25 protein-coding genes and 1 pseudogene are annotated in these 23,188 nt (G+C 59.7%); 14 read left to right on the forward strand and 12 right to left on the reverse strand.

Annotation, left to right across the window (positions count from 1 at the left end):
- The 5 genes and pseudogenes from B5P46_RS22155 to B5P46_RS22175 all read left to right on the forward strand — a co-directional run.
- Window positions 1-164: pseudogene (locus B5P46_RS22155) on the forward strand (sugar ABC transporter ATP-binding protein); the annotation flags it as partial.
- A 15-nt stretch (window positions 165-179) separates the two neighbouring features.
- Window positions 180-1,730 carry a GMC oxidoreductase gene (locus tag B5P46_RS22160; protein ID WP_129420613.1) on the forward strand — a complete coding sequence of 517 codons (1,551 nt, stop codon included), beginning with the start codon at window positions 180-182 and terminating at the stop codon, window positions 1,728-1,730.
- A 1-nt stretch (window position 1,731) separates the two neighbouring features.
- Window positions 1,732-3,387, forward strand: a complete 1,656-nt coding sequence (locus B5P46_RS22165) for a GMC family oxidoreductase (RefSeq protein ID WP_129420614.1) — start codon at window positions 1,732-1,734, stop codon at window positions 3,385-3,387.
- Window positions 3,388-3,411: 24 nt separating this feature from the next.
- Entirely contained in the window at window positions 3,412-4,590 is a 1,179-nt protein-coding gene (locus B5P46_RS22170) for a Gfo/Idh/MocA family protein (RefSeq protein ID WP_129420615.1), read from the forward strand.
- Window positions 4,587-6,662 carry an FAD-dependent oxidoreductase gene (locus B5P46_RS22175; RefSeq protein WP_129420616.1) on the forward strand — a complete coding sequence of 692 codons (2,076 nt, stop codon included), beginning with the start codon at window positions 4,587-4,589 and terminating at the stop codon, window positions 6,660-6,662. Before B5P46_RS22170 ends, B5P46_RS22175 begins: the two co-directional genes overlap by 4 nt.
- 35 nt (window positions 6,663-6,697) lie before the next feature.
- Here the strand turns inward: B5P46_RS22175 and B5P46_RS22180 are convergent, their stop codons facing one another.
- The 3 genes from B5P46_RS22180 to B5P46_RS22195 form a co-directional block, all read right to left on the reverse strand.
- A complete protein-coding gene (locus B5P46_RS22180) occupies window positions 6,698-6,880 on the reverse strand; it encodes a hypothetical protein (RefSeq protein ID WP_129420617.1) in 183 nt (60 codons plus the stop codon).
- An 84-nt stretch (window positions 6,881-6,964) separates the two neighbouring features.
- Window positions 6,965-7,759 carry an exodeoxyribonuclease III gene (gene xth, locus B5P46_RS22185; RefSeq protein WP_129420618.1) on the reverse strand — a complete coding sequence of 265 codons (795 nt, stop codon included), beginning with the start codon at window positions 7,757-7,759 and terminating at the stop codon, window positions 6,965-6,967.
- A 225-nt stretch (window positions 7,760-7,984) separates the two neighbouring features.
- The gene (locus tag B5P46_RS22195; RefSeq protein ID WP_129420619.1) at window positions 7,985-8,482 is read right to left on the reverse strand and encodes a hypothetical protein; all 498 of its coding nucleotides are present in this window, start codon (window positions 8,480-8,482) and stop codon (window positions 7,985-7,987) included.
- A gap of 290 nt (window positions 8,483-8,772) precedes the next feature.
- Between B5P46_RS22195 and B5P46_RS22200 the strand changes: the two genes are divergently transcribed.
- A complete protein-coding gene (locus tag B5P46_RS22200; protein ID WP_129420620.1) occupies window positions 8,773-9,285 on the forward strand; it encodes a hypothetical protein in 513 nt (170 codons plus the stop codon).
- A gap of 25 nt (window positions 9,286-9,310) precedes the next feature.
- Here the strand turns inward: B5P46_RS22200 and B5P46_RS22205 are convergent, their stop codons facing one another.
- The 3 genes from B5P46_RS22205 to B5P46_RS34545 form a co-directional block, all read right to left on the reverse strand.
- Window positions 9,311-9,934 (reverse strand): LuxR C-terminal-related transcriptional regulator, encoded by a 624-nt coding sequence (locus B5P46_RS22205; RefSeq protein ID WP_129420621.1) that lies wholly within the window; start codon window positions 9,932-9,934, stop codon window positions 9,311-9,313.
- A gap of 2 nt (window positions 9,935-9,936) precedes the next feature.
- Entirely contained in the window at window positions 9,937-11,325 is a 1,389-nt protein-coding gene (locus B5P46_RS22210) for a sensor histidine kinase (protein WP_129420622.1), read from the reverse strand.
- A 62-nt stretch (window positions 11,326-11,387) separates the two neighbouring features.
- Window positions 11,388-11,564: a hypothetical protein gene (locus tag B5P46_RS34545; RefSeq protein ID WP_164986535.1), complete on the reverse strand. Its 177-nt coding sequence runs from the start codon at window positions 11,562-11,564 to the stop codon at window positions 11,388-11,390.
- 175 nt (window positions 11,565-11,739) lie between these two features.
- Between B5P46_RS34545 and B5P46_RS22215 the strand changes: the two genes are divergently transcribed.
- The gene (locus tag B5P46_RS22215; RefSeq protein ID WP_129420944.1) at window positions 11,740-12,576 is read left to right on the forward strand and encodes a class I SAM-dependent methyltransferase; all 837 of its coding nucleotides are present in this window, start codon (window positions 11,740-11,742) and stop codon (window positions 12,574-12,576) included.
- Between the two features lie 90 nt (window positions 12,577-12,666).
- Here the strand turns inward: B5P46_RS22215 and B5P46_RS22220 are convergent, their stop codons facing one another.
- Window positions 12,667-12,933, reverse strand: coding sequence for a hypothetical protein (locus tag B5P46_RS22220; RefSeq protein WP_129420623.1), 267 nt, complete (start codon window positions 12,931-12,933; stop codon window positions 12,667-12,669).
- Between the two features lie 199 nt (window positions 12,934-13,132).
- Here B5P46_RS22220 and B5P46_RS22225 point away from each other — a divergent pair, with 199 nt between their 5' ends.
- From B5P46_RS22225 to B5P46_RS22235, 4 genes are all read left to right on the forward strand, one after another.
- Entirely contained in the window at window positions 13,133-13,531 is a 399-nt protein-coding gene (locus B5P46_RS22225; protein ID WP_129420624.1) for a DUF1236 domain-containing protein, read from the forward strand.
- A 161-nt stretch (window positions 13,532-13,692) separates the two neighbouring features.
- Window positions 13,693-13,860 carry a hypothetical protein gene (locus B5P46_RS34550; RefSeq protein WP_164986536.1) on the forward strand — a complete coding sequence of 56 codons (168 nt, stop codon included), beginning with the start codon at window positions 13,693-13,695 and terminating at the stop codon, window positions 13,858-13,860.
- Window positions 13,857-14,438 (forward strand): BA14K family protein, encoded by a 582-nt coding sequence (locus tag B5P46_RS22230; RefSeq protein WP_129420625.1) that lies wholly within the window; start codon window positions 13,857-13,859, stop codon window positions 14,436-14,438. Before B5P46_RS34550 ends, B5P46_RS22230 begins: the two co-directional genes overlap by 4 nt.
- 111 nt (window positions 14,439-14,549) lie before the next feature.
- Window positions 14,550-14,864, forward strand: coding sequence for a hypothetical protein (locus B5P46_RS22235; RefSeq protein ID WP_129420626.1), 315 nt, complete (start codon window positions 14,550-14,552; stop codon window positions 14,862-14,864).
- 126 nt (window positions 14,865-14,990) lie between these two features.
- Here the strand turns inward: B5P46_RS22235 and B5P46_RS22240 are convergent, their stop codons facing one another.
- Window positions 14,991-15,884 carry a LysR family transcriptional regulator gene (locus tag B5P46_RS22240; protein ID WP_129420627.1) on the reverse strand — a complete coding sequence of 298 codons (894 nt, stop codon included), beginning with the start codon at window positions 15,882-15,884 and terminating at the stop codon, window positions 14,991-14,993.
- A 119-nt stretch (window positions 15,885-16,003) separates the two neighbouring features.
- On the opposite strand from B5P46_RS22240, the gene B5P46_RS22245 reads away from it, so the two are divergent.
- Complete coding sequence (locus tag B5P46_RS22245; RefSeq protein ID WP_129420628.1) at window positions 16,004-17,005, forward strand: L,D-transpeptidase family protein; 1,002 nt, start codon at window positions 16,004-16,006, stop codon at window positions 17,003-17,005.
- A gap of 90 nt (window positions 17,006-17,095) precedes the next feature.
- Here B5P46_RS22245 and B5P46_RS22250 read toward each other — a convergent pair whose 3' ends face one another.
- The gene (locus tag B5P46_RS22250) at window positions 17,096-17,326 is read right to left on the reverse strand and encodes a hypothetical protein (RefSeq protein ID WP_129420629.1); all 231 of its coding nucleotides are present in this window, start codon (window positions 17,324-17,326) and stop codon (window positions 17,096-17,098) included.
- Entirely contained in the window at window positions 17,323-18,678 is a 1,356-nt protein-coding gene (locus B5P46_RS22255; protein ID WP_129420630.1) for a S8 family peptidase, read from the reverse strand. Before B5P46_RS22255 ends, B5P46_RS22250 begins: the two co-directional genes overlap by 4 nt.
- A gap of 687 nt (window positions 18,679-19,365) precedes the next feature.
- On the opposite strand from B5P46_RS22255, the gene B5P46_RS22260 reads away from it, so the two are divergent.
- A complete protein-coding gene (locus tag B5P46_RS22260) occupies window positions 19,366-21,147 on the forward strand; it encodes a peroxidase family protein (protein WP_129420631.1) in 1,782 nt (593 codons plus the stop codon).
- A gap of 60 nt (window positions 21,148-21,207) precedes the next feature.
- Here B5P46_RS22260 and B5P46_RS22265 read toward each other — a convergent pair whose 3' ends face one another.
- Window positions 21,208-21,999, reverse strand: coding sequence for a phenylalanine 4-monooxygenase (locus tag B5P46_RS22265; RefSeq protein WP_129420632.1), 792 nt, complete (start codon window positions 21,997-21,999; stop codon window positions 21,208-21,210).
- A gap of 123 nt (window positions 22,000-22,122) precedes the next feature.
- Between B5P46_RS22265 and B5P46_RS22270 the strand changes: the two genes are divergently transcribed.
- The gene (locus tag B5P46_RS22270) at window positions 22,123-22,584 is read left to right on the forward strand and encodes an Lrp/AsnC family transcriptional regulator (protein ID WP_129420633.1); all 462 of its coding nucleotides are present in this window, start codon (window positions 22,123-22,125) and stop codon (window positions 22,582-22,584) included.
- 111 nt (window positions 22,585-22,695) lie between these two features.
- On the opposite strand, the gene B5P46_RS22275 is transcribed toward B5P46_RS22270, so the two are convergent.
- A complete protein-coding gene (locus B5P46_RS22275) occupies window positions 22,696-23,175 on the reverse strand; it encodes an Lrp/AsnC family transcriptional regulator (protein ID WP_129420634.1) in 480 nt (159 codons plus the stop codon).
- Between the last annotated feature and the right edge of the window lie 13 nt (window positions 23,176-23,188).

The raw sequence follows: 23,188 nt of genomic DNA on the forward strand, positions 1-23,188 counted from the left end.
CTGCCGGCTCCGACACCTTTGCCGTCACCAAGCTCGGCGGCAAATCCGTCGTCGCCCGCCTGCGCGCCGATACCGGCATCGCTCCCGGACAAAACACCCGCCTCGCCTTCAATCTCGACAAGGCCGTCTTCTTCGATCCAGACAGCCAGGTGCGGATCGCGTGACGGCCAGGTGTTAACATGAGCAATTCACCAGACATCGTCATCATCGGCTCGGGCGTCGGCGGCGCCACCGTCGCGGCCGGCCTTGCCGCGACCGGTGCGCAGATATTGATCCTCGAAGCCGGCGATCACATCGCCGACCTTCCTGTTAATCGCGACCAACGCGCGATCTTCCAGCGGGGACATTTTCGACCGAAGGAAACCTGGTACGAGGCAAGCGGCAAGGGGTTCAATCCCGGCAACTACTACAATGTCGGCGGGAATTCGAAGTTCTATGGCGCCGTGTTGTCTCGCTATCGCAGCCAAGATTTCGCAGTCATCGAACACCGCGAGGGTGTTTCTCCAGCCTGGCCGTTTCCGTATGAGGTGCTGGAGCCGTGGTACTCAAAGGCGGAACAGCTGTACCAAGTTCGCGGCAGTCTGGGCGAGGATCCGACCGAACCATACCATTCGGCCGCCTATGACTATCCGCCCGTGCCCGACGAGGCGCCGATCGCCGAAATCAGGGCACGCCTCAAGGCGAAAGGACTGCATCCCTTTTCTCTGCCGCTCGGCCTGGATCTTGACGCCTGGCTGTCCAAGGCGCGCACGCCCTGGGATGCGCATCCGAATTCACATGACGGCAAGATGGATGCCGAGACCGCAGCGCTGGCGGTGGCTCTGAAGCACGAGAACGTGCGGCTCGAGACGAATGCGCGCGTGATACGGCTCGACACGGGGGCGGGGAGCAGGATCGGCCGGGTCACCTATGTCAAGGACGGACAGACGCTGATGGTTTCGCCGAAGATCGTCATCCTCTCCGCCGGAGCGGTCCAGTCGTCCGTGCTTTTGCTGCGTTCGAAAAACGACCGCTTCCCGCGGGGCCTCGCGAACTCTTCCGATCAGGTAGGTCGCAACTTCATGAACCACAACGCTTCCGCCGTCATCGGCGTCTCGCCACGGTTCAGGAATACCGCCGTTTACCAGAAAACCTTCGCCTTCAACGACTTCTATCTCTCCGACGGGGAGGGAGGACCGCCGCTTGGTAATGTACAGCTGTTGGGGCGCATCTCCGAAAAGGTTCTGAAGGGCTCTCTGCCGCGGGCTCCGGAATGGCTTCTCCGTTTCATGACAGGCCATGCCATCGACTTCTATGCGATGAGCGAGGACGTCCCCAATCCCGAAAGCCGCGTGATGGTCGATGGAGATCGGATCATTCTCCAATGGCAGAGAAGCAACTGGGACGCGCATCTTGCCCTTGTCGCCAAGCTGAAGGTGATCCTGCGGTCGATCGGATTTCCGATCGTGGTGTCCAGGCCCTTCGACAAACGCACCCCTTCCCATCAGTGCGGAACGATCCGAATCGGCAACGATCCCGCGACAGCGCCGTTGGATCCATACTGCCGTTCCTACGATCACGAAAACCTCTTTGTCGTCGACGCCGGTTTCCTCCCCACCTCGGCTGCGGTCAATCCTGCGCTCACCGTCGCCGCCCAGGCGCTGCGAGTGGCAGATCACATTGCGTCGAAGGACTTTGCAGGCATGACACAGGCGCTGGCGGTCGCCAGGCCGGATGCAACAGGACAGTAACATGGGATTTGATTACATCATCACCGGCGCCGGTCCGGCAGGTTGCGTTCTTGCAAGCCGGCTGAGCGAAGATCCCGATGTCAAGGTGCTCCTGCTCGAGGCGGGTGGCGGTGATTGGAATCCGCTTTTTCATATGCCGGCCGGCTTCGCCAAGATGACCAAAGGTGTCGCCAGCTGGGGATGGGAAACCGTTCCCCAGAAGCACATGAAAGGCCGGGTGCTTCGTTATACGCAGGCAAAAGTCATCGGCGGCGGCTCGTCGATCAACGCTCAGCTCTATACCCGCGGAAACGCCGCGGATTATGACCTCTGGGCGCGAGAAGACGGTTGCGAGGGCTGGGACTACCGTTCGATCCTACCCTATTTCAAACGCGCCGAGGACAATCAACGCTTCGCCGATGACTACCATTCCTATGGCGGTCCGCTAGGTGTCTCGATGCCGGCGGCAGCGCTGCCGATCTGCGATGCCTATATCCGCGCAGGACAGGAGCTCGGCATTCCCTATAATCACGACTTCAACGGACGCCAGCAGGCCGGAGTGGGATTTTATCAGCTGACGCAGCGCAATCGCCGCCGGTCGTCGGCTTCGCTCGCCTATCTCTCGCCGATCAAGGACAGCAAGAACCTGACGGTCCGGACGGGCGCGCGCGTCGCACGCATCATCGTGGAAGGAGGCCGTGCGACAGGCGTCGAGATCGTGACCTCGCGCGGCCAGGAGATCGTCCGCGCCGATCGCGAAGTACTGGTCTCATCGGGCGCCATCGGATCGCCGAAGCTGCTTTTGCAATCCGGCATCGGACCCGCCGACCATCTGCGCTCGGTGGGCGTCAAGGTGCTGCACGATCTGCCGGGTGTCGGCGGCAACCTCCAGGATCACCTGGATCTGTTCGTCATCGCCGAATGCACGGGCGATCACACGTATGACGGCGTCGCAAAGATCCACCGGACGCTTTGGGCAGGGCTTCAATATGTCCTGTTCCGGACCGGACCGGTCGCCTCGTCGCTCTTCGAGACCGGTGGCTTCTGGTATGCCGATCCGCAGGCACGGTCTCCCGATATCCAGTTCCACCTCGGTCTGGGATCGGGCATCGAGGCAGGCGTCGAGCGGCTCAAGAATGCGGGCGTGACGCTCAACTCCGCCTATCTGCATCCGCGCTCGCGCGGGACTGTGCGTCTGTCATCCTCCGACCCGGCTGCCGCGCCCTTGATCGATCCCAACTACTGGTCCGATCCTCATGACAGGAAGATGTCGCTGGAGGGGCTCAAGCTCGCGCGCGAGATCATGCAGCAGGCGGCGCTGAAGCCCTATGTCATGGCCGAAAGGCTTCCCGGACCGAAGGTGATGACCGACGAGCAGCTTTTCGACTACGGCTGCGCCAACGCAAAGACCGACCATCATCCGGTGGGAACCTGCAAGATGGGCGTGGGACCCGATGCGGTTGTTGGGCTCGATCTCAAGGTCCATGGCCTGGAAGGCCTGAGGGTCTGCGATTCATCCGTCATGCCGCGCGTGCCGTCCTGCAATACCAATGCGCCGACGATCATGGTCGGCGAAAAGGGATCGGATCTTATTCGCGGCTTGCCGGCACTTGCCCCCACCATCTTCGCCTATGAACGCAACGATGCGAGGCCTCGGGCCCGCGCCGAAATCCGGTAAGTCCTGTCGAGAGGAGAGACGACAATGTCTGAAGTCAGAGTGGCAGTGCTTGGCGCCTCGGGCTGGATGGGAAAGGTCCACACGATGGCCTACCAAACCTTTCCGCATTTCTTCGGAATGTCGGACGGAACGGCACGGATCGTCGCTCTCGTCGAAGGCCCCTCGACGGCAGCCGAGGATCTTGCCCACAGGGCGCCGGGCGCAAGGATTCTTCAGGATTGGAAACTGACCGTCGCTGATCCCGAGGTCGATCTGATCGATATTTGCCTGCCTGACCATCTTCACTACGAGGTGGCCAAGGCGGCTTTGCTGGCCGGCAAGCATGTCTACTGCGAGAAGCCATTGGCAAACACCGCCGCCGAAGCGCGGGAACTGGCCGACATCGCCAGGGAAAGGGGTGTGATTACCCGTGTCGGACACGCCTTTCCCCGAAATCCCGTCCATGATCTGGCGAAAGAGATCATAAAATCCGGCGAAATCGGCGAGATCAAGCTGTTCCGCGGCTGCCAGCACGTCGACATGTATGGCGATCCGAGCGCGCCCTTCATGTGGCGCGCCGATGGAACGCTTGCGCCGACCGGGATCGTCGGTGATACCGGTTCGCACATCTTCAGCTTCATGGATTTCCTGGTCGGCCGCGTCAGTTCCCTGATCGCCGACAATCTGATCGTGACGCCGCGCCGGCCTGTCGTCGAGGGCCTTTCCTATGGCGAGCAGGTGAAACTGACAGGCAATGAGACCTGGGCTGATATCACCAATCCCGATGCGACTAACCTGCTATGCCGGTTCGAGAACGGCGCCGGCGGGATCGTCGATTTCAGCCGTGTCGCGACCGGCCGCAAGTTCATGCAGACTTACGAAATCTACGGAACGAAAGGCAGCATCGCCTACAGCTATGACGAAATAAACCGGCTGCGCTTCTACTCCAACGACGACCGGACGGGTCGGCGCGGCTTCCGCGAGATCGACGTCGGTCCGGAGAATCCCACCTTCAGGGCTTTCCTTCCTCTGCCGAATTTCGGCTTAGGCTACAATGAAAGCAAGATCATCGAGGTGGCCGAGGTGATCCGCTCGATCGTTGCCAACAGACCGATGTGGCCGACATTCGAGACCGGCCACCACATCTGCCAGATCGTCGACGCATGCATGGAGTCTTCCCGGCAGAGGCGTTGGGTCGACATCCCGCTGGCTGAACGCCAATGACCATAGACGTTCCGCAGGAAATTCTTGACGCACTGACCGATGTCGACATGCCGCGGCTGCCGTCCGAGGCCGCCTCTTCGGAAATGGTCCGGCTCGCCGGCATCGAGGCGCCGGTCTACCGGGCTGGTTGCGTCGTCGTCGGATCGGGTGCTGCAGGTCTGCGGGCGGCGGTGGAATTGAAGCGGCGCGGCGATGACGTCGTCATCGTCAGCCAAAGCGCGTGGGGTGGAACTTCGGCCTGTTCGGGATCCGACAAGCAGACCCTGCACACGGCAAACACCGCCGATCAGGGCGACAATTACAAGGCGATGGCCCGCGCCATCCGCAGCGGCGGCGCGATGGACGAGGATACGGCCTACGTCGAGGCCGTGGGCTCGTCCCGGATGATGGCATCGCTCCAGTTTTTAGGCCTGCCGCTGCCTCAGGATCCGCTCGGTGGAACGCTGAGATACCAGACCGATCATGATGAGGTCGGCCGCGCTACCAGCTGCGGCCCGCGCACCTCGCGCCTGATGGTCAAGGTGTTGGCCGAGGAGGCGATCCGGCTCGGAGTGCCGTTCTATAACCAGACCACGGCGGTAAGGATCCTCACCGAGGGCGATGGCGCTGACCGTCATGTCGTTGGCATGCTCGTCATGCGCGCCAGCGACCGCACGGAGGAGAACCCGCTGGGCATCGCACTGTTCGTGAGTGGCGTGATCGTGCTCGCCGCCGGCGGGCCGGGCGAACTCTATCGCGACAGCGTTTATCCCAACGGCTGCTTCGGCTCTCTCGGATTGGCACTGGAAGCAGGCGTCGAGCTCGTCAACCTGACCGAAAGTCAGTTCGGCATCGGAACGCGCAGGGAAGGCTTCCCGTGGAATCTGTCGGGCACCTATGTCCAGGCGATCCCACACATCTACTCCGTCGACGCCGAAGGCACCGAACACCACTTCCTGGCGCAATATTACCGCAACACACAGCAGCTGGCGTCGAACGTCTTCCGCAAGGGGTATCAGTGGCCATTTCACGCGACGCGCATGCTGGATTTCGGCTCAAGCCTGGTGGATCTCGCCATATCAAGCGAAACCGTCGGCGGGCGGCGGGTCTTCATGGACTTCAATCGCAATCCGCTGCCGGTGCCGGGCGACCTGCCTTTCAGCCTGGAAAGACTGGACGAAGACGTCCGCGAATATCTCGGCAAGGCCGGCGCCGACCAGAACATGCCGATCGATCGATTGAAGCATATGAACCCTCTCGCAATCGAACTCTACCGCCGCTACAAGATCGATATCGCCGAGGAGCCGCTGGAATTTGCCGTCAACAACCAGCACATGAACGGCGGCATCATGGTCGACATCTGGGGCCGCAGCAGTCTTGGCGGCTGTTACGCGGTCGGAGAAGCAGCGGGCACACACGGCGTGACGAGGCCGGGTGGAGCAGCGCTCAATGCCGGGCAAGTCTTCGGCACCCGCGCGGCCGAGCATATCAGCGCGAGCGGCAGGGCGAAGCGAGCAGCCACAGAGGATATAACCGGTACGGCAGAGGCAGGTATCGCCAGCCTCCTTGCCGCTCTTCGCACCGAGAGCCCACTCACCGTCAAATCGATCCGCTCGGAGGTGCAGGTACGCATGAGCGAGAAGGCCGGCATCCTCTGCGATCAGCAGAGCGTCGCCCTGGCCTTGATCGAGGCGCGGCAGCTGAATGCGGACATTCGCGCTCGCGGCGTCGCCTACGGTCGTGCAGCCGAGGCGGTCCGAGGCGTGCAATGGCGGCACACGGCGCTCGCTTCGGAAGCGGTGCTCAGCGCGCTCGACTTCTTCATTCGCAATGGCGGCGGCAGCCGTGGGGCCCGAGCGATATGCGATGCTGAGGGTGAATCCGTTCCGCTGGCGAGCGAAGGTCCGCTGGAGGAATATCGTTTCCGGAGAGAACGCGAAACAGATCGGGACAAGCAGATCGTCGTTCGGCTCGATGGCGATGAGATCAGGCTGTCGACGCGTGCAAACCGTACTTTCGATGAAAGCGCGGCGTCCTTCTTCGAGCGGGATTGGCCGGCTTGGCTGACGGGCCGGATCTATGATCGCCGATGACTGAGGCCGCCACGCGCGGGGTGTAGGTCTGCCGATCAATCGGGATTCGGAACCGGGGGCGGAACCCGGATGCGCTCGGTGTCGTCAGATCCTTCGGCGATGGCTTCCTCGCTTCTCCGCACCCGCCTTGGCGGGTCCTTTCCTTCGACCGGCTTGGGCGACAACTGGTCGTCGGCCTGGATTTCGTCGGTGTTCAGGTAGTTCTTGCTCTCGTTCATTGCGGTCACCTCCCTTTGCAAGGAAACTCCCGGCGATATGGCGAGGTTCCCTCGCTCCTCCGCGTGCCGCCTGCGCATCGCGGCTTATAGATCGGCTCTAACTTCGGAACCGTCGAGTTCGATCATGACAGGCGCGTGGTCGCTCGTATGCTCCCAGCTGCGCGGCTTTCTCCTGACGGTTGCCGATCGAAGCCATGGCGCGACTGCCGGACTGAGCAGGAAGTGGTCGATCCGAAGCCCCGCATCACGTTCGAAGCTATTCCGCCAGTATTTCCAGAAGGTATAGATACGCTCTCCCGGATGCAGATGCCTGACGGCATCGGTCCAGCCCTGGGCGACGAGATCAGCGTAGGCCGTGCGGACCTCGGGCCTGAAGAGGGCATCGTCCAGCCAGCGCTCCGGCTTGTAGACGTCGATCTCCGTCGGCATGACGTTGAAGTCGCCGGCCAGGATCGAAGGCACCTCGAGCTCGAGGAGTTCGGCGGCGTAGGCCTGTAGACGGCGGAACCAGCGCAGCTTGTAATCGAACTTTGCTCCCGGAAACGGATTGCCGTTGGGAAGATACAGGCATCCGATCAGGATGCCGTCGACGGCAGATTCGATATACCGACTGTGGGTATCGTCAGGATCACCGGGAAGACCGCGACGCGTCAGGATCGGCGTCTTGCCCTTCGCCAGGATGGCCACCCCGTTCCAGGATCTCTGTCCGTGCCAGATGGCGCCGTAGCCGGCTCGTTCGATCTCCTTTCGCGGAAACCTGGCATCGTCTGTCTTCAGTTCCTGGAGGCAGACCACATCAGGGGAGTCCTCCTTGAGCCAGCGCAGCAGGATGTCTAGCCGCCCATTGATCCCGTTGACATTGTAGGTTGCCATTTTCACGATGCCCTCGGAAGTTGAAGCACGGACGGGCTCTAGAAGCGCTCCTGAGTTTCGTCCTGAGGAAGGCCCCGCCGCAAGGGCTCAATCAAGCCGCCGACTGTCACGCGGATCAGGTCGTTGCCGTCATACCGAGCGGCGTTCCGCAGTTGCGGCAGAAGCCGCGCGTCGCGCTAGGCAACGACCGTTGCGAGGGCGGGCGTGCCGTCCGTCCCCGCTGGCCTCTCCTCAACGCGTCGCGCCGAAGACGAAGGCGATGCCGGCGACGATCGCTGCGGCTGTCAGCGGCTGCCGGCGTATCCGATCCTCGAGATCGCGTACGAAGCTGCGCGCTTCCGCTTTTGCCAGGCGGGCTGTGCCGGACGCCAGTTCCGAAGCTGTTTCGGTAATCCGACCGGCTTCTTTCTGAAGCGCGCGCATTTTCTCGCGATCGGCATCCAGCCCTTCGGAGGAACGGGCGGTTTCGCCGGTCGAGCGCAGGGCTTGATCCACCGGCGGAAACTCCTCGTCGAGCTTGGTGGGATCGGGCTCTCGCTTCACGCGCTCAGCCGCCTCGACGTCGCTGCGGCCGGCGGAAATTGAAGTGTGAGTGGCTGACACCGGATCGGACGCCGGAAAGGTATTCTCGATACCCTTGTCGAGTTGGCCGTCTCGGGTTTGCTTCCGCTGCTCTGCCTGCTCTTTTCGCATGGATTGGACTGCGGGGGATTCGTTCGGGTTTGCCATTGGGGTTTTCCTCTGTTGCACGTTGACAGACAAAGCGACGACGAGGGCAGAAGTTCCATAGAATGCTTGCGCCCCCTTTTCAAAGCACCGGGAGCAACGGCGAGTATGTGGCGCTTGTATCACGCCGTTGGACTTTTCCCGATGTCGAGCGCGGCAACCGGTCGGCCCGGACCAAAGTCTTGCTGGCGCCTACTACCTAGGTCGGTTGCATTTTGTCTTGGGAACAGCGAGAAATCTTATGCGTCATATATGATGGGAAACGGCGAAGAACGGACGAATGAGGCCATTGCATGAGTATCCGGAAACGCGATTTTCTGAGATTGGGCGGTAGCGCGGCCGTCGCTCTCGTCGTTGCCGCATCACCAGTCACACTGAAACTCGGCGGTTCCCTTCCTGTTCTGGCAGCGGACTTTGCGCAGGCAAAGGACGGCAACAACGGGAATGGCAACGGTAATGGTGGAGGGAATGGCAACGGCGGCGGCAATGGCAATGGCAATGGCAATGGGGGAGGGAATGGCAACGGTGGCGGCAACGGCAACGGCAATAGCGGTTCCGGGAACGGCAATGGTGGAAATTCCGCCGGTGGTGGAGGATCATCTTCCTCTAGCACAGGATCGTCAGCAAGATCGGGCGCGAGAGCGACAGCGGCGTCCGATGGCTCCATCGACGTCCGCCATTCAAACGGCATCACTGAAACTCTGCAACGCGGTCGCTACGTTATGAAGGACTCGAAGGGCCGGACGATCATCAGTCGACAAGCAACGGCAAACGATGCCCGCCGATTGAGCCGCTTTCTTCGCTGACTCATGAGGCGGGTGATAATTCGCCTCAGCGCCGTTCGCGCCACTGTAGAGCCGCTTCGGTCCGATTTGAGGCACCGAGCTTGCTCAGAATCTGGGTCATGTGGTGCTTCACGGTCTTTTCCTGCAGGTTGAGACGCAAGCCGATATGCTTGTTTGACAGGCCCTGAGCGACAAGATCCATCACCTCGCGTTCGCGTGGCGTTAGGCTGCTTTTGTCGGAGGTTCCGCCATTCAAGGAATTTTCCATGACTTTCGCCGACATCGTCGGCGAGATATATCGCGAGCCGCGCAAAACGGTTTGGATCGCTTCGGCCAGGCCGCGTGAACCAACACCTTTTAGAACATAACCCATCGCGCCCCGTTGCAGAGCTCCCAGTAAGGTGTCCACCTCCTCGGATACCGTCAACATCAGCACTTTCGTCGTGGGGCTTCGCGCCAGGACGTCACTGACTGCAAACAGCCCGCCGCCGGGCATCGAGACATCGAGGAGCATGATGTCGGGATGGTTGTCCGAGGCGATCATCGCCGCGTCATCGCTGCTGGCGCCTTCGCCAACGACGACAAAGCCGCTGATTTCGGAAAGGCTGCGCGTTACACCCTCGCGAAAAAGCGGATGATCGTCCACGACGCCGATGGTGATTGCTGTCATCCCTACTCTCCCACTTCCATTGGCTCGAAGATCATGGTCACGGTCGTTCCTCCTTCGCCTGTCTTGATGTCGAAGGACCCTCCCAGGCTGTCGACGCGCTCGCGCAACCCCACGAGGCCGAGGCTCGTTGGCCTCACCTCGGTCGGATCGAAGCCGTCGCCGTGATCGCTGACCTCGACACAAACATGGCCGTCGCGCGAGACGGCCCTGACGGCCTGCTGAACGCCGCCGCCGTGGCGGTAAGCGTTATTCAACGCCTCCTGGATGAAGCGATAGATACAGATCTTCACGGCGGGGGGAAGTTCCGGTCCATCTTCGTCGACAATCGTTTCGACATGGCTTTCTGTCTTGTGTTGATGCGCTTCGACGACCCGCGTGACGATCTCGGTGATCGAGGATTTTTCGATCTGCGGAAGCACCAGTCCGCTGCAGATATTGCGGATCTCGGTCATCGCTTCGGCAAGGCTCGAGCGTATCCAGGCAAGCTCTTTCTCACGCGCTTCGGGCTGGGTGGACGCATTGATCAACAGGTCGCTGTCCAGGCGCAATGAGGCATAGGCGATGTGCTGGGCCGGACCGTCGTGCAGATCGGCACCGATGCTGCGCAAATATGTTTCGTTCAGCGCTGCCGCACGCTGGGAGGCGCGCTGCAGGCGCCGCTGAAGTCCGCGGTTTTCCGCAAGCAGCGCAGACAGTTCGGTGACCCGTTCTTTGAGATCCTTGCGCTGCGCCTCGATCGTGCGGCTACCCCGGAACACCAGAACGGAGAGAACAAGAAAAAAGGTCGCCGTCAGAGCGGCGACGGCGCCCCAGCTCCGGAGCCTGGCATGCGCCAGACTATCGCCCAGTCCTTCTGCTGTCTCGTAGAACTCAAGGACGGCGACCGCCTGTCCGGACCATGGCTGGAGCACCGGGTTATAGATCTCCATCAGCGGCTTGCCGAGCGCGCGCTCCTTGTCGCTTTCCGGATCGCTGGCGATTTCGTAGCGCGCGACGAGAGACCCTGCGAATGCCCTCTGCAGCTTGTCGCTGACCACAAACTTCCTGCCCACCAGCTCCTTCTCGTTCGAATAGAGGATGGTGCCGTCGCTTCGCCACAGCTTGAACGAAACAAGGCGCTTGCCGAGTGCACCCTGACCGAGCGTCTCGTCCAGAGCCTGAGCACTGGCTTCATCAAGCAGTGACTCTGTTTGCATATCGGGAAGGAGCGGTGCGATCACGCTGTCCACATAAAGCGCCGTCGCCGCCCCCGAATTATGGATGACGGTCTCCTCTATGAGGTGGCTCACAAAAAAGCCCACCACGAACATGGCGGCAATCGAGATGAGCCCACCCGCGATGAAGAACTGGGAGGCGAGTGAGCGGGCATTCCAGCGGCGAAGCCAATTCATTTTGATACCGGTAAGAGACTGCCCGATTAACCTACCGCGTCTTTAGAGTTTTCCAAACAGCATCAGGGCACATTCCTGGTATCGAACACCTCGGCGCCTGTTACGCTCTGGGTCAACCCGACGGTATCGCCGGACATGGCTGCGCCGAAGATGTAGAGAAGAGCGGCCAGAACGATAACAAGTGCGAAGACGGACGCGTTACAGGCGTCATTCACTCGGGATCTATGACTCTGGTTCATGTTCGGATCTCCTTCAGTATCGTTCGAAACGGCGCGAGTCCGACGCGCGTTCCACCCCAGGGACTTCGGTCCGACAGGGTTGGGACCAAGGTCTGACCCCCGTAGACATCAGCAGATTCAGGCATATTTCCTGACCGACCGACTTGGGTTTGGAGGCTTGTGAGTGACGATTTCCATGGACTTCGAAGGCAGCGCCGGCGCCGCATCTATCGCTTCTCTCGAGCCGTTCGAAGAAGGCGTCGCTGAATATTACGATAGCCTTCTCGTGCCGATTCTCTTCGAGCCCTATGCCTCGGAGATGGCGATCGTCGCCGAGCGATGGAAGCCGGGCAGCGTTCTCGAGGTCGCTGCAGGGACAGGCGCCTTGACGCGTGCTCTGCGGGCGACGCTTGATCCGGCAACGGAGATCGTTGCCACCGATCTCAGCCACGCGATGATTGACGTCGGTGCACCATCACTGACAATGTCGCGGACCCACTGGATGCACGCGGATGCACAAAATCTCCCATTCGCGTCTTCGATGTTCGACCTCGTCGTCTGCCAGTTCGGCGTGATGTTCTTTCCGGATAAGGTGAAGGCCTATGACGAGGCCAAAAGAGTGCTGCGGAGCGGAGGTCGTTTCCTGTTCACGACGTGGGATTCACTCCCTGCCAACGACTTCGCAAGATGCGTGGATGAATGTCTGGCAAGCCTCTTTCCATCCAATCCACCGGAATTTCTAAGAGACTTGTCATATTCCTACTTCGATATAGCTTCGATAAAGGCGCAAATGTCTTCGGCGGGATTTGACCCAGTTTCCTGCGATCGGATCGAGTTGACCTCCGTTGCAGCCGCCCATGACATCGCAATGGCCTTCTGCCAAGGCACTCCGCTCAGAGAAGAGATCGAAAGGCGGGCGCCGGCGCGCATCTCAGAGATAGTTGATGAGGTGGCCGAGCGAATGGAATCACGCCACGGCGTTCGTCCGTGCGGCGGCATGAGCGCGTTCGTCGTCGTCGGTCGCGCGTCGTAACTCCGCCTGGTGTAGGCCAGCGGACCAATCGCGCGATCTTCAAATGGAATGTCCAAAAGCTCTGTCCGCCAAGTGTGACAGCTCGCGGGCTCAACTCGTGCGCTGCGCGTAGGAAGGTTCTTGCATCGCGCGGATGACGTGCTGCTCGATCTTGAAGCAGGTCTCGTCGTATTCCCGTACCAGGTTCGAATTGGATGGCCGTCCTCGAAGTGTGTCGCGCGCTTCGACTGCCATCTGGTAGGCCTCGAAGAGCTCGAGCTGCAACGGGTCGCACGCTGCCATGATCAGCGTCCGCATATGCGGCAAACGCATCGCTAGGCGCCGGCGTCCAGCTTCCCGGCGGTTGGATCGTGCCATCTCCTTCAGTCTCCTGCCTATGCCCGTGTGTGTGGGGTCTTTCGATCCTGAAGTAGCGCCGGCGACGGGCATTGACATGGGTTTGGGACCAAAGGCCGGGGTCTATCAGACTGAGGTCCGGGCCGTGGAACGACCGCGCCCCCAGCTAGTTGGTTTCGCAGCGGTCACGAAGGCCGCCTCGAAACAGAAGGAGGAGAAAATGATCTCCAAGCTTATCGTCGGTGCGGCAACTGCCGCGACCCTGATGTCGGGCATCGCATTCGCCCAGTCCTCGACCGTAAATGGTGCCGCCGGTGGCGCGATCACCGGAGCGATTGTCGGCGGCCCCGTTGGCGCTGCTGTCGGCGGCGTTGCCGGCGCAGTCGTCGGTACGGCGATTGATCCGCCGCCGCAAAAGGTCATCACCTATGTCCGCGAGGCTCCGGCGCCGTCGGCCCGCGTGGTCGTGAAAGAAAAGATTGTCGTCGGCCAGCCCCTGCCGGAGACGGTCGTCGTCACCCCTATCCCGGATGACCCAACCTATGCATACGCGGTGGTTAATGATGAACGTATCATCGTCGAACCGTCGTCCCGCAAGGTGATCCAGGTTATCAAGTGACCTGATCCTACACGCGGCCTCCGCCGCGTCCTCCATCCGGAAATCATCGCTCAAAGTCCGGGAACCGCCGCACGACCGACGGCAGCGTCGTCTTGCGACCAAAAACAGCCGATGCCCCCGGCGGCGACCTCCGCCGCCGGAGTGTCAGCAAGGAGAGGAACATGATCTATTCCGAAGAGAAATCCGGTGGTCTGGTCTTGCCGCTGATCGTCATCCTGCTGGCAATGGCCGGTATTCTCGCCGTGCTTGTCGTTACCGGCGACCGACATAGCAGTAGTGCCGGTCGCGTCTGGGTTCCACAGGCTCACCAGCAGGGGGCGGGACAATGAAAGCCATCGCATCCGTTGCCTTTGGAATCTTGAGCTCGGTCGGAGCTTGCATGGCTGCTGCATCTGTCGCGTCCCACGTCGTGGCGGATTCCGAGCCCCACGCCTTCAATGACTTTGCATCGCGCGATCTGTGGACGATGACGCCAGTGAAAGTCGATCCTCGGCAGCAGCGCTATGAACGAATTCCGCCTCTCTATTCCAGCTATGTCACCGAGGCATCAGCCGTCATCACCGCAAGGGCGAAGCCGGATTCCCTTCGCCCGCCGACCGAACGTCAGACACCCCAGCCAGAATTTTCGGTCGAGCATCTTGCCTGGTGTACGGACCGCTACCGCTCTTTCGATCCCGCGACCAACAGCTATCGATCCTATAGCGGCGGGACCCGCGAGTGCATTTCGCCGTTCCAGCGGATTGTCGCCGGGGCCGATGAAGGCGTCGGCACGAAAGTGAATACACAGGCGGCAGCCCGGTGCGCCGCTCGCTACAGATCGTATCGACCGCAAGACAATACATATCAACCATGGGAAGGACCGCGGCGCAGCTGCGACATGTCGGATCTCGTTGCGACGAGCAACTGATGTGGTCCCATGGTGCGGACCCGATTGCACGACCTGGTCAGTCGGACTAAAGTCCGTGTCGCAAACGCTACGGTTGTGATACTTGGTTGCATTCAGAGCTTGGAGAGCGGGATGGCGACGGCGCTGATAACGGAAATCCAGCAGGCACAGACAAGGCTTCCGCTCTTGAGCCGTGAGGACCGGGGAGCCCTAGTCGTTCGCATCCTCCGCGAGCTGAAGACGCATCGGCGGGAGGTTCTCGGACATGTGCCGGCCGAGCGTTGCGTTTGGATCGACAAGCTGATCGCGTCCGTGTCCTCGACGATATCCGAAATCGCCAACATGCAGGACGCCGAGTTCAATCGTGTCTTGAACGAATTCGAAAAGCTTATGGCGACGCTGGATGACATTTCGCATGCCGAGAAGCGGTCGAAAACAATTCACTGAGAGGGTCACCAGCGAACGGCCAAATTAGCGCCTCACCGGAAACGATCCCCCCTGCGCGACAGCGTTTTCCTTTCATGATTCAATAAATCGAATATGCAGCGCATTCAAAGGCGCCGATGAATATCGTCAGGCTCGATGGCGCAGGGCGTCCGCGAGCGCCACGAAAGCCGGAGAGGACTGCCTTCTGCTGGGATAGTAGAGATGGTAGCCATCCCAGTGTGGGGAAAAGGCTTCCAGCACGCGTCTCAGACGGCCTTCCGCGATATGAGGTAGCGCGACGTCTTCCGGTACGTATGCCAAGCCAAGGCCTTCCAGCGCCGCTTCCACACTCTGATAGGAGTTATTGAAGGCAAGCTGTCCCTCGACCCTGATCCTGATCTCTTTCCCGTTGTCTTCGAACTCCCATGCCCAGAAGCCGCCATATGTGGGCAGGCGCTCGTTGATGCAGTTGTGGCGGACCAGGTCTTGCGGATGCTCCGGAACTCCCTTGCCGTCGAAATATGAGGGCGCGCCGACGACGGCAAAAGGGAAATCAGGCCCGATGCGTGTCGAGATCATGTCTTTCGCCACCTGCTCCCCCATCCGGACGCCGCCGTCGAAGCGCTCGGTCACGATGTCAGACAGCCCGTTTTCGCGTATCAGCTCCACCTTGATGTCAGGGTTGTTCGGTAGGAAGCGCTGGAGTTTCGGCCAGATGATCCACCTTATTGCGTGGTCTGATGCCGTGATGCGGAGGTTCCCGGCTGGCTTTTCCCTGAACTCGGTGAGGGTTTCAAGTTGCGCCTCGATCTCGTCGAAATGAGGCCCCACGCCTTGGAACAACCGCTCTCCGGCGTCGGTGAGCGAAACGGCCCGCGTGGTACGGGTCAGCAGCCGGATTCCGAGCCGCGTTTCGAGCTGGCGGACAACGTGGCTGAGCGCCGATTGAGACACGCCCAGCTTCGCAGCCGCTCGCGTAAAGCTCTTCTCTCGGGCAACCGCCAGAAAGGCCATCAGGTCATTGACGCTCTCGCGCGGCATTCACGAGCTCCTTCGGATCAAATGGCGGTTGTACTGTATTTGCAGAGACTGGACATTGAAATGATCGTGAACAATAGCTTGGCTCAGTTCGCACTGGAACAAGTAGCGGCGCCGACCATTTGTCGTCCATGAAAACAGCCCTGCCGATGTCGCTGCTCGCTCTGGCCTTCTCCGTTGGCGGTGCCGCCGCGCGGGAACTCCGACCTGAAGAAATCAATACCGCGTCGATTGCGTCCATTGGGACTGAGAAGCCGGCGCCGGGAGATCCAGACCCCGCGATCGTCCGTCTTCAAGTCCTGCTCGACCGTGCAGGCTCATCTCCCGGCGTGATCGATGGCCTCTCCGGCGAAAACGTCGACAAGGCCGTGGCCGGCTTCGAGGCGATGAACGATCTGCCTGTCGATGGGAGGCTGGATCCAGACGTCGCCTCCCGGTTGGAAGGCAATGCCCCTCTCGTTGAGAGCTATGTCGTCTCGGCAGAGGATGCCGCGGGTCTCGTTGACAAGATCCCTGAAGACTATGGCGAGAAGTCAAAGATGCAGAGCTTGGGATATACCAGCGTTGCCGAGAAGTTATCCGAGCGGTTCCACATGGGCATCGATCTCGTGCATGCGCTCAACCCGGCTTCGCAGTTTGCTCCTGGCGATACGGTGTGGGTCGTGAACCCTGGTCCTCCAAGGGAAGGAAAGGTCAAGAGGATCGAGGCTGACAAGAAGACGGGGCAGGTGCTCGCCTATGCGGCGGATGGATCGTTGCTTGCCGTCTATCCCGCAACGATCGGAAGCGAAGACAATCCGGCGCCGTCAGGAAAGCACAAGGTCAAGGGCGTCGCGAAAATGCCGGTCTACAGATATGACCCGAAGCGCAATTTCAAGCAGGGAAAGAACGACAAGGTCTTGACGATCCCGAAAGGGCCGAACGGTCCGGTCGGCACGATCTGGATCGACCTGACCGAGCCCACCTATGGGATACATGGGACACCGGAGCCGAAGCTCATCGACAAGGTGGGATCGCATGGCTGCGTGCGGCTGACGAACTGGGATGCCGAAGAGCTGGCTGGCATGGTCAAGCCAGGAGTCATGGTGGATTTCGTCAATCGAAGTTCTGCCACGCGGAAGTGAGGGGAGTATATTGAAAATCCCCCTGTTCTCTGCTTGTCCTGACGACCTCCGGCTCAGCGCCTGCGCATGGGCCGTGCCGCCCGCGCATGATCAGTTCGCTTGAGCTTTGTATCCGACATCTTTCCGAACCGAAGCGACTCCCTTTACCGCGCGAAGCGCATCGAGTGCGTCAGGATTGACACTACCGTTGACTATCATGAAGCGCTCGTGGCTTTGCACCTGTTCGAGGCCTTGCGACTTCAAGTCGCCGACGACCTCTGCCAAACTGCGGGCCTCGTTTTTGTCGATCCGAATGGTAACTTCAATCTTTTCGGTCGTCATACCTCGCCGCTTCCTCTTGCTTGGAGCAGACCCTTGCCAACATCCCTAGCGGGAGAAGATAGAGGCTTTGTAAGCTGAATCAAGCGCGCCCATAGCGCCCATCCGCGAAACTTCGGATCAGACTGAGCAATAAGAGCCGCAACGCCAGCAACATGTGGAGTCGCCATGCTGGTGCCATCCCATCGGTCATATTTATCATCGGGCAAGCTCGAAAATATGTCGACGCCAGGAGCGGCAATGTCCACTTCCTGACCAGGATTCAAACCGCCGCATGAAAACGACGCCGGCACGAAGGGGCGATCCACGGCGCCAACTCCCAGGATCGTGGACGCATTCGCCGGAGAACCAACTGGCGCAATCTGTTGAGGACGAGAACTCTCGTTCCCAGCGGCGGCAACAACTAAAGTTCCCGCGTCTAAACATACCTGCCCAATTTGCTCGTAGTCGTCACTCGGCGCATCTCCAAATTGCGTTGCAGCGCCTAGCGACATCGAAATAACATGGCAACCTTCATCCAGCGCCCATTCCATGCCGGCAATGACCGACCGGTCGGTGCCGAAGCCGTCGTCGCCCAGCACCTTTCCAGCGTAGATTTCCGCCTCATAGGCGATGCCGTAACGTGGGCCGCTGGTCGGTCGCAATGGACCGCATGCCGTGCCGATGCAATGCGTTCCGTGACCGTGAACATCGCCTTCGGAACTACGTGTTGCAAAGAGCTTCTTGGTGACGGAACGGCCGACAAAATCCTGATGAGTTTCGTCAAATCCGGTATCCAGAATTGCCACCTTGATGCCGGCCCCGCTCAGGTCACTTTCGATAGCCCTGACAGCCTGCAGTCCCCAGGTGTTGCTGGTCTCGTCAAAGGCAGCCCGGGCGACAAGTCCCTCTGCCCCCTTTTTGCCCAATAAGCGATCGACCAGTTCGTTCACAGCGTCACGATAGCCGAGCAGGTAGTCACGGTCCAAAGGGGTTGCAACGCCGCCCACCGTTCCCTGTGCGAGGTCTAGCCGCTTCGTCAGCGGGCCGCCGAGGGCACGATAGGATCGCTCCGGCCGAGCCGCGCTGACGACCTTCTGTTGCATGGCATTTTGCAACATGGGCTTCAGTCTCTCGCCGTCACGGCGCACAATTGCGATTCCGAAACGTTCGAAGTACTGAACATCAGCGCCGTCGAAATCATTTGGCACCGCCACGGCGCTGCGAAAATCTTTGGACGACGCGACACGGAAGCCGCCTTTTTCGAGTTGCTGTACACCCTCGCTCCTTGCTTTGGGTGTAAATCGCACCACCATGCCAAGACCCGATGTGCCGTCGCCCGGTGCGTTGACCCTGCCTCGTGTTGATTTCGCCATGATATCAACTCTCCCCCATCTTTCACGGTTTCAAAGCAATACAAAAGCCGCAAGCTTGGTGCGGCATACCCGTTAATCGAGCCGACACTCGCGTTCGGGACAGCGGCGACCCTGCAGGTAGATCGATGCGGATTGACTAGATGTTTTTTCCGCTGATTTGCCGCGAGAACACAAAGCTTCGCCAACCGAAAATTGGAGCGTTCGGCAGGCAAGCATAATAAATTGTACCTTGTAGGTCGATTTCGGGATGTACTTCCCCTGGCCGAAATCTCGGCGGCAAATATACATCTTAATGTTGAGTTAGCAAATGAAAATTCTAGCGGTCGTTCGCCGGCGTTTCATTGTTTTTCAGGTAGCCTATACTTCTACATCTCCTTCCCATTGGATTTACTCGTTATTTATGTGCCTGAGGAGGCTCTGTCCGATTATCGATACTGCCGTGCAATAACGGACTTGCCGCGAAAAGCGCCAGCGATGCCGGCTGTGGCACTGCTTACAGCGAGGCACCAACATCGGGGCAGGGGATACGATGTGCACAAAACGAGTGCGCTAAATCCGCACAGATATCGACTGGGTTTACGGGCAATTTACCAACTTTAAGATGAATAATAGCCCAATATGATTAGTTGACTTCGCGTTCTAGCTGTATGAATTATCCCGCGGGCTGGAAAACGGAGGGTGTTGCCAATGGCAATCGTTTTTCAATCGCACGGGGGTGCGGAGAAAGAGCGCGCAGTTCCAGGCCCGAGCGTTCGGGCCGGGCGGCCAGCGACGGGTGACGTCGCGGTCGATGAAGAAGCTGACTTCGGTTATTTCGTACCGCCATTAGATGCGCCAGAGAATTACCTTCCCAACACGGCGGAAACGCTTGGGGAGCTCGATGAGCTCGGCGAAATGATGATTGATGTTGTCGCGACGCCGACGAGCGAGGATCCGACGGAAGATTCCACGCTCCCGCCTGTATTCACATATTGGGGACAATTCCTGGATCACGAGTTGACGGCCCGAACTGATCGCGAAGGGGCGATCTCGAGCATGGTCAACGCACACCCACCTGTCGCCTCGTCGACAGTGGAGAGCCAGTTCAGGAATGCTCGCTCGCCCCGTTTCGATCTGGATAGTGTCTACGGCGGATCTGCCGTCGGCGAGGGGATCGATGCAGATGTTGTCAAAGTGATCTCCGGCCTCCGTCACCCCACACTGACAAACAAGATGCGTGTCGGGACAGCCGTCGATCCGGGGCCACTTCCAGACAACCTCGACGAACATCGTGACCTCCCTCGCTACGGCCAGGTCCAGTCGTCTGTCCGCGAGGCGGCTTTACGTCTGGCTCAGGCCGCGATGACTCCCGAGGCGTTTCAGAAATTCTCCGATACCTTGCCCCAGCGTGCGATAATCGGAGATAATCGCAACGATGAAAATCTCGTCGTCGCGCAGTTCCATCTGAGCTTTCTCCGGTTTCATAACAAGGCAGTCGACTATCTTGCATCGCATGATACGGGCTGGATCGCCGATTTCAGCTCAGCGCAGGCTCTGACAAGACTCCATTACCAATGGTTGATTGTAGAAGGATATCTCAAGGGCGTTTGCGATCCGGTTGTGGTGGACCGCGTCGTCAAGGATCGGGCTTCTCATTTCTTCAAATTCAGAGCCGAGTTCGATGCCCGGAGGCAGAATACCCGGCTCGGCAATGCTCTGCCGTTGGAGTTCTCCACGGCGGCTTATCGGTTCGGTCATTCCATGGTCAGAACCTTCTATGACTACAACAAGAACTTTGGGCGGCCGGGCACAGGTATTCTACCGCGCGCCACCTTGAAGTTGCTTTTCGAATTCACTGGCGGCGGCGGCAGGCTGGATGACGACAAGAAGCTGCCCAAGAACTGGATAATCGACTGGACGCGCTTTACGGGAGCCGATCCCCATGATGCGAGCGATGGGGAGCCGGCCCGTCTTGCCAGGAGGATCGATACGGAACTTGCTCCGCCATTGCATACGCTGTTCAAGGAGGGGGAGGACCAGGCCGACCAACAGCTCAAGGAGTTGTTCAAGAACCTGGCAAGGCGAAACCTTCGTCGAGGCTACAATCTCAGGCTCCCGACGGGCCAGGCTTTGCACAAGCATCTCAACCAGATTGGCGCGGTGCAGTCCTCGCCGATCCAAGATGTCTCAGCATTGTTCGCCGCGAAACCCGATTTGAAGAGCTTCCTCGCCGGTACTGCATCGCGTTTCCACGAGCGTACGCCGCTCTGGTTCTACATTCTGGCCGAAGCCGAGGCTGCAGGCGGAAATCGATTGGGCGAAGTCGGGAGCTGTCTCGTGGCGTCGACCTTCGTGGGCGTGCTGCTGGCGGATCCGGACTCGGCTCTTTCGCGTGGGTTCACGCCCAATCAGAGCCCTCTCAAGATGCCAGATAATACGCCGATCGACTCGATCGCCAAGTGGATGCGGTTCGCGGCGGTCATGCAATAGTGCTCGCAAGACTTTGCCTCGCTGCACCGCAGCGAGGCAAACCGCCATATCATCCGCGATTTACGACGCTTTGGCTTCGAAAGCGGGGGCGAAATCACCCAGCGATTTTGCCTTGAGGATGGTGGCCTCGATATCCTGCTCCACGATCGCTTCAAGATCGGCGAAGCTGTCGATGACATAGTAGATCGGCTGGAGGATATCGATCCGGTAGGGCGTCCGGAGCACGCTCAACAGTTCGAACGGCCGGAATTCGCACGCCTTGCCTTCCATTGCCGCCTTCGCTTCGCTGGGCGATGAGACGATGCCAGCGCCGAAGCAGCGGCGGCCTTGCGGCGTATTGATCAGCCCGAATTCGACGGTAAACCAGAAGATCCGGAACAGATGCCATGAATAGCCCTTGCCCAGGCGGACGGCCGTTTCGCCGAAATGCCGGACGAAATTGGCATAGCTCTGGTTGGTGAGCATGGGGCAGTGGCCGAAAACCTCGTGGAACAGGTCCGGCTCTTCGATATAGTCGATATGCTCGCGACGGCGCAGGAAGGTTGCAAGCGGGAATTTGCCTTGCGACAGAAGCTCATAAAAGCGTGAGGGCGGAATGAGCGCCGGCACGCCTTCAACGCCGAAGCCGGTGGTCTCGTTCAGGCGTCTGTTCACGTCGAGAAGCTGCGGCACCTTATCCGGCTTCAGCCCCAGCATTTTGACGCCGTCCAGATATTCGCGGCAGGCTGTATCGGCCAGCAGCTTCATCTGACGCCGGTAGAGTTCGCCCCAGATCGCATCTTCATCCGGAGTGTAGTCATACAAACCGTCCGGCCCGGGTAGTTTGGCGGTGTAGCTGCTTTCCTTGGTCATAGGCTGATCCTCCCGAGAACGGCGCTTTTCCTGCCATTATGATCCGAGTTTGGAGGATTTTCTTTTCTTTCATGCTGGCTATCGCCATAATGGTGGCAAATATTCCCGAAAGTGGCACCAAAAATGAAAGAACCTGGGAATTTTCGCCGCAAGCTTCTGCAGCTCGTCCAGGCCGACGGCAGCCTGTCGCTGGCCGACCTGGCGGAAAAGGCCGGCATGTCGCAGAGTTCGGCCTGGCGGAAGATCCAGGAGCTTGAAGCCGACGGCGTCATCCGCAAGCGTGTGACGCTGCTCGATCCTGGCAAACTCGATCTCAAGCTCTGCGTCATCGCGCATGTGACGTTGGAGGATCACCACGAAGAGGCGGTGGCGTCTTTCGCTGCGGTGGTGCTGGAGCGGCCGGAGATCATGGAATGCTACGCCCTGTCAGGCGCCTTCGACTACATGCTGAAGATAAGGGCAAGCGACGTGGAAAGCTACGAAGCCTTCATGACCCGCTATCTCATGCGCAACCCGCATGTGCGCACGGTGGTCTCGAGCTTTGTGCTGCGCGAGCTGAAATTCTCGACCGAACTGCCGCTCTAACGCAATTCCAGGAAAAGTGTGAAGCGGTTTTCCGTCCGGAATTGCGTAAAAAGGGTGATGTGACGTTTATCGCCGAACGAGGCAGCGGAATCATCGCGTGCTGTCGCCATGTCAGTGCCCCGGCATCAGCACCGGAAAGCCTTCGAACGTCTTCAGCGTGTCGAGGACGATCGACGTCTTCACGTGCTGCACCGACTCGTGGGGCAACAGCACGTCGTTGACGAATTTGGAGAGGTCGGCGAGCCCGCGGGTCGCGACCGTCAGGTGATAATCCATTTCACCGGTTAGCGCATAGGCTTCGAGAATCTCCGGCAGTCCGTTGATCAGTTGCGAAAATCGGCGGGCATTGTCTCTATTGTGGGTCGCAAGCGTCACGGAGATGACCACCAGCATATCGAGACCCAGCTTCTGCCGATCGAGGTAGGCCCGGTAGCTGCGGATATATCCTTCAGCCTCCAGTCTCGTGCGCCGGCGCGAGCATTGCGACGGTGAAAGCGCAATCCGCTCACCCAACTCGTTGTTCGTCAACCTGCCGTCCTTTTGAAGTTCCTGGAGCAGGCGCAAATCCAATTTATCGAGCGGCTCATCCATTGCACCAAATCTC

The sequence above is a fragment of the Rhizobium leguminosarum genome (assembly GCF_004123835.1).
Classification (GTDB): domain Bacteria; phylum Pseudomonadota; class Alphaproteobacteria; order Rhizobiales; family Rhizobiaceae; genus Rhizobium; species Rhizobium leguminosarum_M.

Excerpts from the sequence above, each read along its gene's own strand:
- B5P46_RS22160 (WP_129420613.1), top strand. The coding sequence starts at position 180 with ATGAGCAATTCACCAGACATCGTCATCATCGGCTCGGGCGTCGGCGGC.
- B5P46_RS22165 (WP_129420614.1), top strand. The coding sequence starts at position 1,732 with ATGGGATTTGATTACATCATCACCGGCGCCGGTCCGGCAGGTTGCGTT.
- B5P46_RS22170 (WP_129420615.1), top strand. The coding sequence starts at position 3,412 with ATGTCTGAAGTCAGAGTGGCAGTGCTTGGCGCCTCGGGCTGGATGGGA.
- B5P46_RS22175 (WP_129420616.1), top strand. The coding sequence starts at position 4,587 with ATGACCATAGACGTTCCGCAGGAAATTCTTGACGCACTGACCGATGTC.
- B5P46_RS22180 (WP_129420617.1), bottom strand. The coding sequence starts at position 6,880 with ATGAACGAGAGCAAGAACTACCTGAACACCGACGAAATCCAGGCCGAC.
- B5P46_RS22195 (WP_129420619.1), bottom strand. The coding sequence starts at position 8,482 with ATGGCAAACCCGAACGAATCCCCCGCAGTCCAATCCATGCGAAAAGAG.
- B5P46_RS22200 (WP_129420620.1), top strand. The coding sequence starts at position 8,773 with ATGAGTATCCGGAAACGCGATTTTCTGAGATTGGGCGGTAGCGCGGCC.
- B5P46_RS22205 (WP_129420621.1), bottom strand. The coding sequence starts at position 9,934 with ATGACAGCAATCACCATCGGCGTCGTGGACGATCATCCGCTTTTTCGC.
- B5P46_RS22210 (WP_129420622.1), bottom strand. The coding sequence starts at position 11,325 with ATGAATTGGCTTCGCCGCTGGAATGCCCGCTCACTCGCCTCCCAGTTC.
- B5P46_RS34545 (WP_164986535.1), bottom strand. The coding sequence starts at position 11,564 with ATGAACCAGAGTCATAGATCCCGAGTGAATGACGCCTGTAACGCGTCC.
- B5P46_RS22215 (WP_129420944.1), top strand. The coding sequence starts at position 11,740 with ATGGACTTCGAAGGCAGCGCCGGCGCCGCATCTATCGCTTCTCTCGAG.
- B5P46_RS22220 (WP_129420623.1), bottom strand. The coding sequence starts at position 12,933 with ATGGCACGATCCAACCGCCGGGAAGCTGGACGCCGGCGCCTAGCGATG.
- B5P46_RS22225 (WP_129420624.1), top strand. The coding sequence starts at position 13,133 with ATGATCTCCAAGCTTATCGTCGGTGCGGCAACTGCCGCGACCCTGATG.
- B5P46_RS34550 (WP_164986536.1), top strand. The coding sequence starts at position 13,693 with ATGATCTATTCCGAAGAGAAATCCGGTGGTCTGGTCTTGCCGCTGATC.
- B5P46_RS22230 (WP_129420625.1), top strand. The coding sequence starts at position 13,857 with ATGAAAGCCATCGCATCCGTTGCCTTTGGAATCTTGAGCTCGGTCGGA.
- B5P46_RS22235 (WP_129420626.1), top strand. The coding sequence starts at position 14,550 with ATGGCGACGGCGCTGATAACGGAAATCCAGCAGGCACAGACAAGGCTT.
- B5P46_RS22240 (WP_129420627.1), bottom strand. The coding sequence starts at position 15,884 with ATGCCGCGCGAGAGCGTCAATGACCTGATGGCCTTTCTGGCGGTTGCC.
- B5P46_RS22250 (WP_129420629.1), bottom strand. The coding sequence starts at position 17,326 with ATGACGACCGAAAAGATTGAAGTTACCATTCGGATCGACAAAAACGAG.
- B5P46_RS22255 (WP_129420630.1), bottom strand. The coding sequence starts at position 18,678 with ATGGCGAAATCAACACGAGGCAGGGTCAACGCACCGGGCGACGGCACA.
- B5P46_RS22260 (WP_129420631.1), top strand. The coding sequence starts at position 19,366 with ATGGCAATCGTTTTTCAATCGCACGGGGGTGCGGAGAAAGAGCGCGCA.
- B5P46_RS22265 (WP_129420632.1), bottom strand. The coding sequence starts at position 21,999 with ATGACCAAGGAAAGCAGCTACACCGCCAAACTACCCGGGCCGGACGGT.
- B5P46_RS22270 (WP_129420633.1), top strand. The coding sequence starts at position 22,123 with ATGAAAGAACCTGGGAATTTTCGCCGCAAGCTTCTGCAGCTCGTCCAG.
- B5P46_RS22275 (WP_129420634.1), bottom strand. The coding sequence starts at position 23,175 with ATGGATGAGCCGCTCGATAAATTGGATTTGCGCCTGCTCCAGGAACTT.